We start from the raw sequence: 15,556 nt of genomic DNA on the forward strand, positions 1-15,556 counted from the left end.
CTACTCTTCGTGCTTGGCTTCGATGTAGGTGCGGATCGCCCAGAGCGCCTCCTGCGAGAGGATGCCCTCGAAGGCCGGCATCTTGGTCACCCCGTTGATGGTCGCGCCGTGGCGCACGCGCTCGACGAAGTACTCGTCGCCCTCCTTGCCGGTCGGCAGGTAGCGCAGGTCGGGCGCGAGGCCGCCGGAGATCACCTGCAGGCCGTGGCAGCGGGCGCAGTTCTGGTTGAAGCCGGAATCGCCGATGGCGACGGCCTTGGCGTTGCCGCGATAGGGGTTCTCGGCCTTCCAGTCCGCGCCGAGCGAGTCCAGGCCGTCGGTGGCGACGGGCTGGGGCTGCACGTCGCCGTGGGCGAAGGCGCCTCCGGCGAGCGCGAGCCCGAGCAGCATGCCGCCCGCCAGCCGGAGCCTCATCGTCTTCGTCATGTTTCCTCCCGATCGGCTTCTGGACGAGCCGGGCACGCCCCTGTCGGCGGGGCGCGGCGATTGGGCAGGACGGTAACAAGGGCCTCCCCGGCGACCCATTGTGCTTTGGTACGGTTCCAGGCTTCCGGCCTCGGACATTGGTCCAATACCGGGGGGCCTCCCGCGGCTCCTATGCTCCGGCCCTTGAGCGTCGGGCCCGACCCGACCCATGGGTGGAAACGGAAAGCAGGGCAGGATGCGCGCGCGCACCGACCTCGCGGCATGCCGCGGGCCGGGCTCGACCGGGCCGGGCCGGACGGCGCGCCTGTTCCGGCTCGCGCTGCCGGTGCTCGCCGCCTGCCTAGCCGGCCCGGCCCGCGCCGAGCCCCCGCCGCCCCTGGTGATCCACTACGTCGAGCGGCGGGTCGAGCGGCCGACGCCGCTCAACAACGAGCCGCCGATCCCCGACGACGAGGGCCTGCGCGGGGCGGAGCTCGGCCTGCGCGACGGCAACGCCACCGGCCGCTTCCTCGGCCTGGCCTTCACGCTCAAGCCGGTGGTGGTGGATCCCGGCACCGATCTGCGGACGGCGCTGGCCGGGGAGAGCCCGCGCTTCGTCATCGTCAACGCGCCGGCCGCGGACGTGCTGGCGCTCTCCGACGCGCCGGAGCTGCGCGAGGCGGTTCTGCTGAACGTCGGCGCGCCCGACATCCGCTTGCGTGACCGCGATTGCCGGGCTCGCCTGCTCCACGTGCTGCCCTCCCGCGACATGCTGGCGGACGCGCTGGTCCAACTCCTCGCCTTCAAGCGCTGGACGAAGATCCTGCTCGTCAGCGGTCCCAATCCCGGAGACGCGCTCTACGCCGAAGCCCTGCGCCGGAGCGCCAAGAAGTTCGGCGCCCGCATCGTCGCCGAGGCGAGCTTCGACGCGCGCGGCGCGGATCTGCGCGATTCGGCCTTGCGCGAATTCGCGACCGTGACCCGCGGCCCCGAGCACGACGTGGTGGCGGTGGCGGATGAGACGGCCGAGTTCGGCGCGAGCCTCGTCTACAACACCGCCTCGCCCCGCCCCGTGGTCGGCACGCAGGGGCTCACCCCCGCCGCCTGGGGCCGCCCGGTCGAGGCCTGGGGCGCGGTGCAGCTCCAGGGGCGCTTCGCCAAGCTCGCCGGCCGCGACATGCGCCCGGTGGACTGGGCCGGCTGGATGGCCGCCAACGCGGTCACCCAGGCCGCGACCCAGCTCAAATCCGCCGATCCCGCCGCGGTCGGGCGCCTGCTCCTCTCCGAGACGTTCGAGACCGGCGGCTTCAAGGGCCGCCCCCTGAGCTTCCGCGCCTGGAACGGGCAGTTGCGCCAGCCCGTCTTCGTGCTCTGGCCGGGCGCCGTCGTCGCGGCGGCTCCCGTCGAGGGCTTCCTGCACCGGCGCACGGAACTCGACACGCTCGGGCTCGACCAGCCCGAGAGCGCCTGCCGCGCCTTCGGAGGATCGAATTGATCCGGACAGCCACCCTCGCCCTCGCCCTGCTCGCCGCATCGGGCGCGGGGGCGCACGAGATCTTCGTCTCGAACGAGCGCGACAACACCGTCTCGGTGATCGACAGCGCGACCTGGGAGGTGGCACGCACCTTCCCCGTGGGCCGGCGCCCGCGCGGCCTCACCTTCTCGAAGGACGGCCGCCGCCTCTTCGTCTGCGCGAGCGATTCCGACGCCGTGCAGGTGATCGACCCCGACACGGGCAAGCTCCTGCACAACCTGCCCTCGGGCGAGGATCCGGAGCAGTTCGCCCTGGCGCCGGACGGGCGCACCCTGTTCATCGCCAACGAGAACAACGCGACGACGAGCGTGGTCGATGCCGAGAGCCGCAAGGTGCTCGCCCAGGTGGATGTCGGCATCGAGCCGGAGGGCATGGCGGTGAGCCCGGACGGGTCGCTCGCGGTGACGACCTCCGAGACCACCAACATGGTCCACTGGATCGACGCGAAGACGCTCCAGGCCACCGACGCGACCCCGGTCGGCCAGCGCCCGCGCCACGCCGAGTTCACCCGCGACGGCAGGACCCTGTGGGTCTCCTCGGAGATCGGCGGCACGGTCTCGGTCATCGACGTGGCGAGCCGCACGGTCACCCACACCATCGAGTTCGAGGTGAAAGGCGTCTCGCCCGACCGCATCCAGCCGGTCGGCATCGCACTCTCCGAGGATGGCCGCACCGCCTTCGTGGCGCTCGGCCCCTCCGACCGCGTCGCGGTGGTCGACACCGCGAGCTTCAAGGTGACGGGCTACATCCTCGTCGGGCGCCGGGTCTGGCACCTCGCCATGCTGCCGGGCGGCACGCAGCTCGTGACCACGAACGGCGTCTCCGGCGACGTCACGGTGATCGACGCCGCGAGCCTCAAGGCGATCCGCAGCGTGAAGGTCGGGCGCTATCCCTGGGGCGCCGCCGTGCGGCCGAGCCCCGGCCCGGCCTCGGCGGGAGACCGCTCGGCCGGGAGAGCGGAGTGAAGCTGAGCGACGCAGGCTTCCCCTCCCCCTTGCGGGGAGGGGTCAGGGGTGGGGGTGGTTCAGGATGAGGCGTGACGGTGCCTCCTGCACCACCCCCACCTCCGGCTCCTCCCCATCCAGATCGGGCCTGCCCGATCTGGACAGACAAGGGCAGATCTCGGGCAAGCCCCGAGATCTGTGGGGAGGAGAGGCCCGTCGCGAACCGAACCGATCGCCCGGAAGCCGCCTGCGGCATCTCCGGCCGCTCATCGGCGCGCTCTGGGCCATCCTCGTCGCGGCGGTGCCGGCGCTTGCCGGCACCCTCGACCGGGCCGGCATCGAGCGCCACTTCCCCACCCCCCTCGTGGTGGGCGAGCGCGACGACAAGATCCCGGTCTGGCCGATCCTGAAGCAGGAGGCCGGCTCCTACGAGGTCATCGCCTACGCCTTCGAATCGATCGACTTCGCCCGCATCCCGGGCTTCGGCGGCACGCCGCCCAACCTGCTGATCGCGCTGGCGCCCGACGGCAGCTTCCGCGACGCCAAGGTGCTCTCCCACCACGAGCCGGTCTTCCTGGAAGGCCTCGGCTCGGAGCCGCTCTTCGCCTTCGTGGAGCAATATGTCGGCCTCTCGGCCAAACGCCCGATCCGGGTCGGGCGGCCGGGGGCGCGGGCGAACGGCGCCCCGCCGGCGACCACGGTGGACGGCATCTCGATGGCGACCGCCTCGACCCGGGTCGTCAACGAGACGATGCTCGCCGCCGCGCTCGCCGTGGCGCGGGCCAAGCTCGGCTTCGGCGCCGGCCCGGCGGGCCTGCGCGTCGAGGCGAAGCCCGATTTCGAGCCCCTCTCCGTGGCGGAGCTGGAGCGGCGCGGCTGGATCCGGCGCTTCACCCTCTCGCAGGCGCAGGCCGACCAAGCCTTCGCGGGCACGGGGGTGGAGAACGCCGATCCCGGCGACGAGCCCTTCACGGATCTGCGCATCGCCTATCTCAACGTCCCGAGCATCGGCCGCAACCTCCTCGGCGAGGCCGCTTTCGCCCGGCTGATGCGCGAGCTCGGGCCGGGCGACCATGCCGTGCTGGTGGTGAGCAGCGGCCGCTGGAGCCCGATCCCCGAGGATTTCGTGCTCGGCTCGATCCCCGACCGCCTGACGATCCAGCAGGGCGGCCTCGCCGTGAACGCCCGCGACGCCGCCTGGGAGCGGCGCGACCTCGCCCCCGCCCTCCCCGCCGGCCCCTGGACCATCGTGAAGATCACCGAGGCCGCAGGCTTCGACCCCTCGGCCTCCTGGACGCTCGCGCTCCGGCTCACCCGCGAGCGCGGGCAGATCTTGCCGGAGAAGATCGCCCGCGAGATCGGCACGGACTACGCGCTGCCGCCGGAGCTCTTCCTCCGGCAGGCGCCGGATGCAGGGCCGGACTGGACCGAATCCTGGCGGGCGCGCGGCTGGGAGCTCGGCGTGATCGCGGCAGCCCTGGGCCTGCTCGTGCCGGTCCTCGCCCGGCAGCGCGGGCTGGTCGCGCAGGCCCGCCCGTTCTCCCTGCTCCGCCTCGGCTTCCTCGCCTTCACCCTCGGCTTCGTCGGCTGGTACGCCCAGGCGCAGCTCTCGATCGTCACCGTGGTCGGACTGGTGCGCGCCGCGTTCCACACGGGCGATCTCGGATTCCTGCTCTACGATCCGCCCTCCCTCCTGCTCTGGGCCTTCGTCATCGTCACGCTCGGCGTCTGGGGGCGCGGCACCTTCTGCGGCTGGCTCTGCCCCTTCGGCGCGCTGCAGGAATTCGCGGCCTTGGCGGCGAAGCCCCTGCGGATCCGGCAGGTCGCCGTGCCGCCCGCGCTCGACAGGGCCCTGCGGCAGGCGAAATACGTCCTCCTCGCCCTCATCCTCGGGGCGGCTGCCCTCGGCTCGCCGCTCGCCGACAGCCTCGCCGAGGCCGAGCCGTTCAAGACCGCGATCACCCTCTACTTCCTGCGCAGCCTGCCCTTCGTGGTCTACGCGCTCGGGCTGATCCTCCTCAACCTCTTCGTCTACAAGGGGTTCTGCCGCTATCTCTGTCCGCTCGGCGCGAGCCTCGCCGTGCTCGGGCGCCTGCGCCTCCTCGATTGGATCCCGCGCAGGCCTGAATGCGGCTCGCCCTGCCAGCTCTGCAAGGTGCGCTGCCGCTACGGCGCGATCGCGCCCTCGGGCCGCATCGACTATCCCGAGTGCTTCCAGTGCATGGATTGCGTCACGATCATCCACGACCCGAAGCAATGCGTGCCGCAGGTGCTGGCGCGGCGCCGCGCGCGCCGGACCGCACCGCAGAGGGTGGCGGCCGAATGACCGCGTCCGGCTTCCGCCTGCGCCCGGCCCCCGAGCGGCGACGCATCCTGGCCGGGGCGCTCGGCTCCCTCGCGGCCCTTGCCGCCGGCCCGGCGGCCCTGCGGGCGCTCGCGCGAGCACACGGGCGGCAGGCAGCCACGCGGGCGGGCCTCGCCTTCGGCACCACGGTCTCGCTCACCCTGGTCGGCGCGGAGGGCGCCGATCTCGAGCCGGCCTTCCGGGCAGGGGTCGCGGCGATCCGCGCGGTGGAGGCGGCGGCGAGCCTCTACCGGCCGGACAGCGCGCTGGCGCGGCTGAATCGCGACGGCCGCCTTGCCGATCCCGATCCGCTCCTCGTGGAGCAGCTCCGCTTCGCCCTCGACCTAGCCGCAGCGAGCGGCGGCGCCTTCGACCCGACCGTGCAGCCCCTCTGGACCCTCTGGTCCGAGACGGCGGCGCGGGGCGAGCGGCCGGGCGCGCGGGCGCTCGCCGAGGCCGTCGCCCGGGTCGGCTGGCGCGGCGTCGAGATCGGGGATGGCGCGATCCGCCTCGCCCGCCCCGGCATGGGCGTGACGCTGAACGGGCTCGTCCAGGGCTTCGCCGCCGACCGGGTGCTGGCGGCGCTCGCCGCGCACGGCATCGCCGACGCCTTCGTGGATACCGGCGAGTTCGGCGCCCTCGGCCGCCACGCGGACGGCACGCCCTGGCGCCTCGGCATCGGCGGCCCCCGGCGCGGCGGGGACCTCGCCGCCGTGATCGAGCCCTTCACGGGCTTCGCCGCGACCTCGGGCGACGACGCCACCGTGTTCTCGGAGGACCATCGCGACCACCACATCTTCGACCCCGCCACCGGCACCTCGCCCCAGGCGCTCTCGGCGGTGACGGTGACCGCCCCGAGCGGCCTCCTCGCCGACGCCCTCTCCACGGCGGCTTTCGTGCTCGGTCCGGAGAAGGGCGCGGCGCTGGTGGTGCGGTACGCGGGCTGCGCCGTGCGGTTCACCGCGAAGGTGTGATCCGAGGGCGGATTCCCGACTTCGACCTTGGCATCCTGCTCCTTTGAGCTATCTTACTGCTCAAAGGAGCAGCTCATGCCGAAGACCGTTGCCAGGCACAGGGATGCGGGCGAATCGGGCGCGCGGTCATTCCCGTATGTCGATCTCTACAGGGCTTCCGCGTTCGACCGCATCGCCTTCATCAAGTCCGGTGTGCCGGCCCGGAAGGTCAAGACGTTCATCACCGAGTTGCAGCTCGACCAGCGCGCGATGCTCGACGCCCTCAATCTCAAGACGGCCACGGTGAACAAGAAGGCCGCCAGGGACGAGACCCTGTCGGCCGAGGAGAGCGAACGTGTCGTCGGTCTCGCCAAGCTCGTGGGACAACTCGAAGCGATGATCGAGGAATCCGGAGCCACGGAGGGTTTCGAAGAGAGTTTCGACGCGCCGGAATGGCTGTCCCGGTGGTTGCGCGAGCCGCTGCCCGCACTCGGCGGCAGGCCGATCGACCTTCTGGACACGATGGAAGGGCAGGCCCTGGTGTCGCGCGCGCTCGCTCAGATCCAGAGTGGGGCTTATGCGTGAGCCAGACGCTCTGGCGCATCGGAACCGATGCCAAGGCCTACACCGCCGACGATATGTCGGGCACCGGGGCGAAGCTCTCCGGCGGTCGGTGGAACGAGGTCGGCGTCGCGGTGGTCTACGCGGCCACCAGCCGCGCCCTCGCATGCCTTGAGACCCTGGTTCACCTGAATGCCGGTGGCCTGCCGCTCAACCGGTTTCTGGTCGAAATCGAGGTGCCGCCCGATATCTGGACGGCGGCGTCGGTGGCGGATCCGGCGACGCTCGACATCGGCTGGGATGCCGAGCCGGCAGGACGGGTCAGCATATCGTTCGGTTCGAATTGGGTGAGCGGCAACCACTCGGCACTTCTTCTCGTCCCCTCCATCGTCGTTCCCGAGGAATGGAACGTGCTCATCAATCCGGCGCATCCCGACGCGGGACGGATCAGCGCGCGCAAGGTCCGAAAATGGCTGTACGACCCGCGGCTTGATCGGAAGTCCGGCCCCTGATCGGGTCGGCGGATGGATCGCGCCTTCCATCTCGCCCGGCCTTCGTTCCGCACCGCCAGGAGGGGATCGATAAGTCCATGAGATCCGACCGGCAGCCCAGCGAGTCCACGCCCTGGCCGGCCCCTCTGTCGCCAGTTCCATTGCACGCCAGTTCCTGTCATCCGAGCGTCACAGTCGCGCCTAAAAGCCTGGGGCGACCACGAGACAGGAGCCGTCATGGACTTCCACCGCCGCTTCACCGTGCTGATGTGCACGCCGGCCTTCGACCCGGACGATCTGGAGGGCGCGCGCGTCAACCAGATCGTCGCGGCCGTCGAGGAACGGGGCTTCGAGGTGGTTCGGGCGCGGCGCGTCGAGGACGCGGCGATCGCCGTGCAGACCGATGCGGCGGTGGGCTGCCTCGTGGTGGATTGGGGCAAGCGCGGCCTCGACGGCAAGGCCGCCGCGCTCATCGACATGATGCGCAAGCGCGGCCTGGAGATGCCGATCGTCATCATGGTCCGCCGCAAGCGGCTGGAAGACATCCCCGTCGAGCTGCTCGACTTCATCGACGGCTACATCTTCCTCGCCGAGGAGACGCCGGAATTCATTGCCCGCGGCCTGGTCTCCCGCGTGACCCAGTATGCCGAGACCTTGAAGACGCCTTTCTTCGGCGCGCTCGTGGACTATGCCGAGAAGGGCAACCAGCTCTGGACCTGCCCCGGCCATAACGGCGGCATCTTCTACAACCGCTCGCCGATCGGGCGCATCTTCGTCGAGCATCTCGGCGAGGCGATCTTCCGCGACGACCTCGACAACTCCGTCCTCGACCTCGGCGACCTGCTCACCCACGAAGGGCCGGCCCTCAAGGCGCAGAAGGAGGCGGCGCAGATCTTCGGCGCGGAGAAGACCTACTTCGTCCTCAACGGCACCTCGGCCTCGAACAAGATCGTCCTGTCCTCGCTGGTGGCCGAGGGCGACCTCGTCCTGTTCGACCGCAACAACCACAAGGCGGCGCATCACGGCGCGCTCTTCCTCGGCGGCGGCATCCCGATCTTCCTCGAGACCGACCGGAACGCCTACGGCCTGATCGGGCCGATCTATCACGAGGCCCTGGACGAGACGCGGATCCGCGAGAAGATCCGGGCCAACCCGCTGGTGAAGGACCGGGATGCGTGGCGCAAGGAGCGCCCCTTCCGCGTCGCGGTGATCGAGCAATGCACCTATGACGGCACGATCTACGACGCCCAGGAGATCCTGGAGCGGATCGGCCACCTCTGCGACTACATCCTGTTCGACGAGGCCTGGGCGGGCTTCATGAAGTTCCACCCGCTGTTCCAGCGCCGCTTCGCCATGGGCCTGACCGGGCTCGACGAGACCTCGCCCGGCATCATCGCCACGCAGTCGACCCACAAGCAGCTCGCGAGCTTCAGCCAGGCCTCGCAGATCCACACCAAGGACGGGCATATCCGCGGCCAGACGCGGCGCGTCGAGCACCGGCGCCTCAACGAGAGCTTCCTCGTCCACGCCTCGACCTCGCCCTTCTACCCGCTCTTCGCCTCGCTGGACGTCGGCGCCCAGATGATGAAGGGCCGCTCCGGCATGGTCCTGTGGGACGACACGATCCGGCTCGGCATCGAGTGGCGCAAGAAGGCCCGCGCCATCCGCAAGGAGTTCGAGGAGAACGAGCGCGATCCGCTGAAGCGCTGGTTCTTCGATCCCTTCGTGCCGGACGTGACCACGACCGCCGAGGGCGCGGAGGTGCCCTGGGAGAGCGTGCCGACCGACGAGCTCGCCGCGAATCCGCGCCACTGGGAGCTGAGGCCCGGCGCGCGCTGGCACGGCTTCACGCATGTGGCGCCGGGCTACGCCATCACCGACCCGAACAAGCTCACCGTGCTCACCCCCGGCTTCGACCGGCATACCGGCGAATATGCCGAGCACGGCGTGCCCGCGCCGATCGTCGCGCAGTACCTGCGCGAGAACCGGATCGTGGCCGAGAAGAACGACCTGAACTCGCTGCTCTTCCTGCTGACGCCGGGCGTCGAATCGTCGAAGGCCGGCACGCTGATCTCCGGCCTCGTCGCCTTCAAGCGGCTCCACGACGACAACGCGCCGCTGGAGGAGGCCATGCCGGAATTCGTCCGCCGCCGGCCGAACCGCTATGCGGGCGTGCGCCTGCGCGACCTCTGCGCCGACTATCACGCCTTCCACCGGGAGGCGAACACCTCCGCCCTCCAGCGCAAGCAGTTCGCCCCCGAACACCTGCCCGAGATGGTGATGCCGCCCAAGGACGCATCGCAGATGCTGACGCGCAACCACGTGGACTTCGTGCCGATCGCGGAGGCCGAGGGCCGTGTGGCGACGACCTTGCTTCTGGTCTACCCGCCCGGGATCGGCACGGTGCTGCCCGGCGAGCGGATCGACGAGCGCGCCAAGCCCATGCTGGACTATTTCAAGATGTTCGAGGCGGCCGCGAACCTGTTCCCCGGCTTCGAGGCCGAGATCCAGGGCGTGTACCGGCAGCACGAGCCGGACGGGCGGATCCGCTTCTACACCTACGTCCTGCGCGAGGGCCGCTGATGGAGGCCGACGCCCCGGTGATCGGCAATCCCGGCATCGTCATCCGCCCCTCCTCGGACGCGGACGTCTCCGCGATGATCGGGATCTACGAGCACCATATCCGCCGGGGCGTCGGCGACACGGGCGATTTCGAGGAGGAGCGCCTCCTGCCCGACGACCTCAAGCGGCGGCGCAAGACCATGCGCAAGAAGCGCCTGCCGCACCTCGTGGCCGAGCGGAACGGCGAGGTCGCGGGCTATGCCTACGCCGTGCCCTTCCGCAAGCGCCCGGCCTATCGCTACACGCTCAAGCACTCGATCTACGTGCATCCCGGGCACCTGCATGCCGGCATCGGCCGGCGCCTGCTTCCCGCGCTCATCGAGGCCTGCGCCGCAGGCGGCTACAGGCAGATGATCGGATACATCGACGCTAAGAACGAGGCCTCGCTGCGACTCCACGAGGCGTGTGGCTTCGTCCAAGTCGGCCGCCTCCCATCAGTCGGCTACAAATTCGGGCGCTGGAGCGACAGCGTCATGGTCCAGTGCCCGCTCGGGCTCGGCTCCGAGACCCAGCCGGCCACCTGGAGCCGCCCGGTCGAGGAGTTGATCGCCGGGCACGATTGGGGACAGGAGTGAAGCAGGAGCCGGCCGATTACCTCTGAGGGCCGGCCCTGCCTGCCATTCGGGCCTGCTCGTCCATGCGACGCGTCCCGAACGCGCCGCATTCCAGCGTCTACTTCGTCGGCGCCGGAGGACCGTAGGGCGGCCGCGGGATTGCCCGGTGGGCGGCGCGCAGGGCCGCTGACCAGCGCTCGCGCAGGTCGTGGAAATAGGTCTCGCCCGCCTCGATCCGGTGATTGACCTCAAGGTCGAGGGCAGTGCGGCGGGCCACAGCGATGTCGATCGGCAGGCCGACGCCGAGATTCGAGCGCATGGTCGAATCCATCGAGACGAGGCCGATCTTGAGCGCGTCGTAGAGGTCGGTCTCGAACTTCACCGCACGGTCGAGGATCGGCTTGCCGTATTTGTGCTCGCCGATCTGCAGGAAGGGCGCGTCGGTCGAGCACTCGATGAAGTTGCCGGCCGAGTAGATCAGGTAGAGCTTCATCGGTTCCGTGCCGATCTGGCCGCCGAAGAGCAGCGAGATCGAGAAGCGGATCTGCGCCGCGTCGAACCCGGCCTGCTCGATCGACCGCACCCGGCGGATCGCCCGGCCGATGAGTTGCGCCGCCTGGAACATGGTCGGCGCCTCAATCAGCTTCTGCGCCGGCTCGTCCTCCTCGCCAGGCACCCCTTCCGAGAGCAGGCTCAGCACGGATTGCGTGATCGAGAGGTTGCCGGCCGAGGCCAGCAGCATCACCCGCTCGCTGGGCACGCTGAAATGATGAAGCTTGCGGTAGGTCGAGATGTCGTCGAGCCCCGCATTGGTGCGGGTATCGGCGACCATCACGAGCCCGTCCTCGACGAGCAGGCCGACGCAGTATGTCATCGAACGAACGCCCCCGCCCGCCGGCAGGCCTTCGGGCCGCGGGCTCTTGGAATGGGAATCAGGATTGCCTGGAGGCCTGGGATTGCTCCACCTTGAGGCGCACGTCCAGGGTCTCCGTGCCGCCGCCGGTGCGGCTGCCGCGGATCGGGGCCGCCCCGAGATAGTCGAGGCCGCTGGCCACGCGGACGTAGTTCTCCGAGGTGCCGTCGCCGTGGGCCGGATCGAAGGCGACCCAGCCGAGATCGGGCACCAGCGCCTCGGCCCAGCCGTGCGGCGTCTCACCGTCCTCTGCCTCGTCCTCCCGCTTGCGGTAGCCCGAGACGTAGCGCGCCGGGATCTGCAGGTGACGCGCCGCGGCGATGAAGACGTGGGCGACGTCCTGGCAATTGCCGGTCCCGGCCGCGAAGGCCTTGGGTGCGGGCACAGCCTGCCCGGCGGGCGCGCGCACGAAGGCGACCTTCTCGTGCACGGCGGCGAGCAGCCGGTGCAGCATCGGCAACTCGGTCCGCTCGCCCGCCGCGGCCACCGCGTCGGCGAAGGCCTGGATCTCGGCATCCGCCGTGCAGAAATCGCTGTCGCGCAGGTAGAACAGGTCCGGCAGGCGCTCGACGGCCCCGCGCACGATGCCGTGGGTCTCGAAAGTGTCGACCTCGCCGGCCACGCGGATGGTCAGGGAATCGGCCGGCTCGTCCGGCGTGAACCAGTGCACGACGTTGCCGAACCCGTCCTCACGCTCGGTGAGGCGCCCGTCGACGGAGGTGTCGATGCGCCAGCGGCGGACATATTGCCCGTCATGGTCGCGGGGCGTCAGGCGCAGGACCTGGATCAGGCCGCGTGCCGGCTGCTCGTAGGTGTAGAGGGTCTCGTGGACCACACAGATGCGCATGCGCGTGTCTATCCCAGAGTGCTCCGCGCCGGACGGGACGCCGGTTTGGCGCGGAACGGCGGCCTGCGACAAGTGCCCCGGCGCCACCCGGCCCGATCATCGGTCAGACCAGATACTGCTCGGCGATCGCCGCACCGACCCGATTGCTGTCGCTGATGAAGCCGGTGACGAACTCATGCAGGCCCGAGGTGAAGATGCGGTCGATGTTGTCGCCCTCGAGCTTCGCCAGCATGTTGCTGGCGAGCCGCTGGCTCGGGCCGCGGCGGCCATAGGCGTCGGCGATCAGGTCGAGATGCTCCACGAGCATGCCGTAGCAGCTCGCGAAGGAGCGCGGCATCTGCCGGTTGAGGATCAGGAGGTCGGCGACCAGCAGCGGCTTGATGCTCTCGCGGTAGACCCAGTGATAGGCGGTGAAGGCCGAGACCTCGCGCAGGATCGTGGTCCACTGGAAGTAGTCGAGGCTGCCGCCGACCTTCTCGCTGGCCGGCAGCAGGATCTGGTACTTCACGTCGAGGATGCGGGCGGTGTTGTCGGCCCTCTCCAGAGCCGTGCCCAGCCGCGTGAACCAGTAGGCATCGTTCCGGAGCATCGTGCGGTAGGCCGAGCCATCGAAGGTCAGTGAGATGCCCTTCACCCAGTCGAGGAAGCGCGAGAACTCGTCGCGCGTCAGGTCGCGGCCCTCGTAGGAGCGCAGTTCCAGCCAAGCGCCGTTGATGGCGTCCCACATCTCCGTGGTCAGCGCCGTGCGCACGGCGCGGGCGTTCTCGCGCGCCGTCTCGATGCAGGTGCGGATCGAGGACGGGTTGTTGGGGCTGAAGGCGAGGAAGTCGCAGACCGTGTGGCTGTTGACCCCGTCGTAATGGGTCTTGAACGCCTCCGGGTCGCCGGCGGAGGCGAGCGCGGAGGCCCATTCGTTGGTCTCGCCGCCGCCGTAGCTCGTCGGCAGCGAGGCGAGGCGGTGCGCGGCGTCGAGGATGCGCGCCACGAACTCGGCGCGCTCGACGTAGCGCGAGAGCCAGTAGAGGTTGTCGGCGGTCCTGGACAGCATGGGTACTTCGCTGGGTTGATCCCGGGCCGGGCCGGGACCGCGTTGAAGGATGGGGCTCGGGTCGCGCGGCGCGTCAGGCGTCGAGCACCCAGGTGTCCTTGGTGCCGCCGCCCTGGCTGGAATTCACCACGAGCGAGCCCTCCTTCAGGGCGACGCGGGTGAGGCCGCCCGGCACGATGCGGATCTCGTCCGCGCCGCAGAGCACGAAGGGCCGCAGATCGACGTGGCGGGGCGCGACCCCCGAAGCGACGAAGGTCGGGCAGGTCGAGAGCGACAGAGTCGGCTGGGCGATGAAGCCGTCGGGCGCGTGGCGCAGGCGCCGCCCGAACTCGTCGATCTCGCGCTTGGTGGCGTGCGGCCCCACCAGCATGCCGTAGCCGCCCGAGCCGTTGACCTCCTTCACGACGAGGTCCTTCAGGTTGTCCATCACGTAGGCGAAGGCGTCCTTCTCGCGGCAGCGCCAGGTCGGCACGTTGTGCAGGATCGGCTCCTCGCCGGTGAAGAACTTCACGATCTCCGGCATGTAGCTGTAGACCGCCTTGTCGTCGGCGACGCCGGTGCCGACGGCGTTTGCGAGCGTCACGGTCCCGCGCTCGTAGGCGTTCATGATGCCGGGCACGCCGAGCACCGAATCCGGCCGGAAGACCAGCGGGTCGAGGAAGTCGTCGTCGAGGCGGCGATAGATCACGTCGACCCGGCGCGGCCCCTCGGTGGTGCGCATGTAGACGACGTCGTCCTTGGTGAAGAGGTCGGACGCCTCCACCAGCTCGACGCCGAGCTTGTCCGCGAGGAAGGAGTGCTCGTAGAAGGCCGAGTTGTAGCGGCCCGGGGTCAGCAGCACGACGGTGGGGTCGCGCGTCGCGGTCGTCGGAGCGAGGCTGCGCAGGGTCGCGAGCAGCGCGTCCGGATAGTTCTCCACCGGAGCCACGCGGTGGCGCGAGAACAGGTCCGGGAAGAGACGCAGCATCACCTCCCGGTTCTCCAGCATGTAGGACACGCCGGACGGGATGCGCGCGTTGTCCTCCAGCACGAAGAAGTCGCTCTCGCCGGTACGGACGATGTCGATCCCGGCGATGTGGACGTAGAGGTCGTGCGGCACGCGGAAGCCCCGCATCTCCATGCGGTAATGCGCGTTCCGGTAGACGAGGTCGGCGGGGATGATGCCGGCCTTGATGCATTCCTGCGGGCCGTACACGTCCTTGAGAAAGGCGTTGATCGCGGTGACGCGCTGCTTCAGCCCGCGCTCCAGGAAGCTCCATTCCGGCTTGGTGAGCACCCGCGGGATGATGTCGAAGGGAATCAGCCGCTCGGTCGATTCGTTGTCGCCGTAGACCGCGAAGGTGATGCCGATGCGCCGGAACAGCAGTTCCGCCTGGCTGCGCCGGGTGTTGAAGTGCTCGGACGGCGTCGCGTCCAGCCAGGCCCTGAGCTGGCCGTAGGCCTCCCGGACCTCGGCGGCGCTCACCGCCGGGCCGTCCAGCCCGGTCATCTCATCGAACGCCACGACCGCCATTCAGGTGCCTCCCAGATACCCCACGCTAGAGGCAAGAGGCGCGCCATGCCAAGCCGGCGCGGGCTCCAGCCCCGGGCGGGCCCGAGACAGCCTCAGATCAGTTTCAGGCCTTTGAGGCTGGCATGTCCCCCCCGGCCGAGGATGATGTGGTCGTGGACGACGATTCCAAGGGGTTCGAGCACCGAGATCACGTCGCGCGTCATGCGCACATCGGCCGCCGAGGGGGCCGGGTCGCCCGAGGGATGGTTGTGGGCGAGGATGATCGCGGTGGCCGAGAGCTCCAACGCCCGGCGCGCCACCTCGCGGGGATAGACCGGCGTGTGGTCCACGGTGCCGCGGCCCTGCACCTCGTCGGCGATCAGGTGGTTGCGCTTGTCGAGGAAGAGGATGCGGAACTCCTCGCGCGTGCAGAAGGCCATGGTGGCGCGGCAATAGTCGAGCACGGCCGACCATGAGGACAGGAGCGGGCGCTCCAGGATGGCGCCGCGCGCGAGCCGCCGGCCGGCCGCCTCGATCAGCTTGAGGTCGGCGATCACGCCCGCGCTCACGCCCTCGACCTCGGAGAGGCGGGCGGGCTCGGCGGCGAGCACCTCGGCGAAGCTGCCGAAGCGGCTCACCAGCGCCTTGGCGAGCGGCTTCACGTCCCGCCGCGGGATCGCCCGGAAGAGCACGAGCTCCAGAAGCTCGTAATCGGCGAGCGCGTCGGCGCCGGCTTGCGCGAACCGGGCGCGCAGGCGCTCGCGGTGGCCGTGATAATGCGGCTCGGGGGGCTCCTGCGCGGCTTCCGCGAGCCCAGGCTCCACGGCGTCGCGCGGCCGGCGGCCCAT

Annotated in this window: 14 protein-coding genes; 8 read left to right on the forward strand and 6 right to left on the reverse strand. The window is 70.3% G+C overall.

The features are described 5' to 3' along the window. On the reverse strand, positions 1-426 hold the full coding sequence (gene pedF, locus MTDSW087_RS01790) for a cytochrome c-550 PedF (protein ID WP_238178923.1): 426 nt from the start codon (positions 424-426) through the stop codon (positions 1-3). 235 nt (positions 427-661) lie between these two features. Between pedF and MTDSW087_RS01795 the strand changes: the two genes are divergently transcribed. From MTDSW087_RS01795 to MTDSW087_RS01830, 8 genes are all read left to right on the forward strand, one after another. After that, positions 662-1,900, forward strand: a complete 1,239-nt coding sequence (locus MTDSW087_RS01795; protein WP_144759283.1) for an ABC transporter substrate-binding protein — start codon at positions 662-664, stop codon at positions 1,898-1,900. Beyond that, positions 1,897-2,904: a YVTN family beta-propeller repeat protein gene (locus MTDSW087_RS01800; RefSeq protein WP_144759286.1), complete on the forward strand. Its 1,008-nt coding sequence runs from the start codon at positions 1,897-1,899 to the stop codon at positions 2,902-2,904. The genes MTDSW087_RS01795 and MTDSW087_RS01800 overlap by 4 nt, the downstream gene beginning before the upstream one ends. A 226-nt stretch (positions 2,905-3,130) precedes the next feature. Then, the gene (locus tag MTDSW087_RS01805) at positions 3,131-5,209 is read left to right on the forward strand and encodes a 4Fe-4S binding protein (RefSeq protein WP_373321949.1); all 2,079 of its coding nucleotides are present in this window, start codon (positions 3,131-3,133) and stop codon (positions 5,207-5,209) included. Then, positions 5,206-6,201, forward strand: coding sequence for an FAD:protein FMN transferase (locus tag MTDSW087_RS01810; RefSeq protein WP_144759291.1), 996 nt, complete (start codon positions 5,206-5,208; stop codon positions 6,199-6,201). The genes MTDSW087_RS01805 and MTDSW087_RS01810 overlap by 4 nt, the downstream gene beginning before the upstream one ends. Before the next feature lie 75 nt (positions 6,202-6,276). Continuing rightward, on the forward strand, positions 6,277-6,765 hold the full coding sequence (parS, locus tag MTDSW087_RS01815) for a type II RES/Xre toxin-antitoxin system antitoxin (RefSeq protein WP_144759294.1): 489 nt from the start codon (positions 6,277-6,279) through the stop codon (positions 6,763-6,765). Further along, positions 6,762-7,253, forward strand: a complete 492-nt coding sequence (parT, locus tag MTDSW087_RS01820; protein ID WP_144759297.1) for a type II toxin-antitoxin system Prs ADP-ribosylating toxin ParT — start codon at positions 6,762-6,764, stop codon at positions 7,251-7,253. The genes parS and parT overlap by 4 nt, the downstream gene beginning before the upstream one ends. A 216-nt stretch (positions 7,254-7,469) precedes the next feature. Further along, positions 7,470-9,815: an Orn/Lys/Arg family decarboxylase gene (locus MTDSW087_RS01825; RefSeq protein ID WP_144759300.1), complete on the forward strand. Its 2,346-nt coding sequence runs from the start codon at positions 7,470-7,472 to the stop codon at positions 9,813-9,815. Next, the gene (locus tag MTDSW087_RS01830) at positions 9,815-10,429 is read left to right on the forward strand and encodes a GNAT family N-acetyltransferase (protein ID WP_144759303.1); all 615 of its coding nucleotides are present in this window, start codon (positions 9,815-9,817) and stop codon (positions 10,427-10,429) included. Before MTDSW087_RS01825 ends, MTDSW087_RS01830 begins: the two co-directional genes overlap by 1 nt. Before the next feature lie 97 nt (positions 10,430-10,526). Here MTDSW087_RS01830 and MTDSW087_RS01835 read toward each other — a convergent pair whose 3' ends face one another. The 5 genes from MTDSW087_RS01835 to radC form a co-directional block, all read right to left on the reverse strand. Beyond that, positions 10,527-11,282, reverse strand: coding sequence for a proteasome-type protease (locus MTDSW087_RS01835; RefSeq protein WP_144759306.1), 756 nt, complete (start codon positions 11,280-11,282; stop codon positions 10,527-10,529). 58 nt (positions 11,283-11,340) lie between these two features. After that, positions 11,341-12,168: a transglutaminase family protein gene (locus MTDSW087_RS01840; protein WP_144759309.1), complete on the reverse strand. Its 828-nt coding sequence runs from the start codon at positions 12,166-12,168 to the stop codon at positions 11,341-11,343. Between the two features lie 103 nt (positions 12,169-12,271). Then, positions 12,272-13,216, reverse strand: a complete 945-nt coding sequence (locus MTDSW087_RS01845) for an alpha-E domain-containing protein (RefSeq protein ID WP_144759312.1) — start codon at positions 13,214-13,216, stop codon at positions 12,272-12,274. Positions 13,217-13,289: 73 nt separating this feature from the next. Continuing rightward, entirely contained in the window at positions 13,290-14,729 is a 1,440-nt protein-coding gene (locus MTDSW087_RS01850; protein WP_144759315.1) for a circularly permuted type 2 ATP-grasp protein, read from the reverse strand. 92 nt (positions 14,730-14,821) lie between these two features. Further along, positions 14,822-15,556, reverse strand: coding sequence for a RadC family protein (gene radC / locus MTDSW087_RS01855; RefSeq protein WP_144759318.1), 735 nt, complete (start codon positions 15,554-15,556; stop codon positions 14,822-14,824).

It is taken from the genome of Methylobacterium dankookense (assembly GCF_902141855.1).
GTDB lineage: Bacteria > Pseudomonadota > Alphaproteobacteria > Rhizobiales > Beijerinckiaceae > Methylobacterium > Methylobacterium dankookense.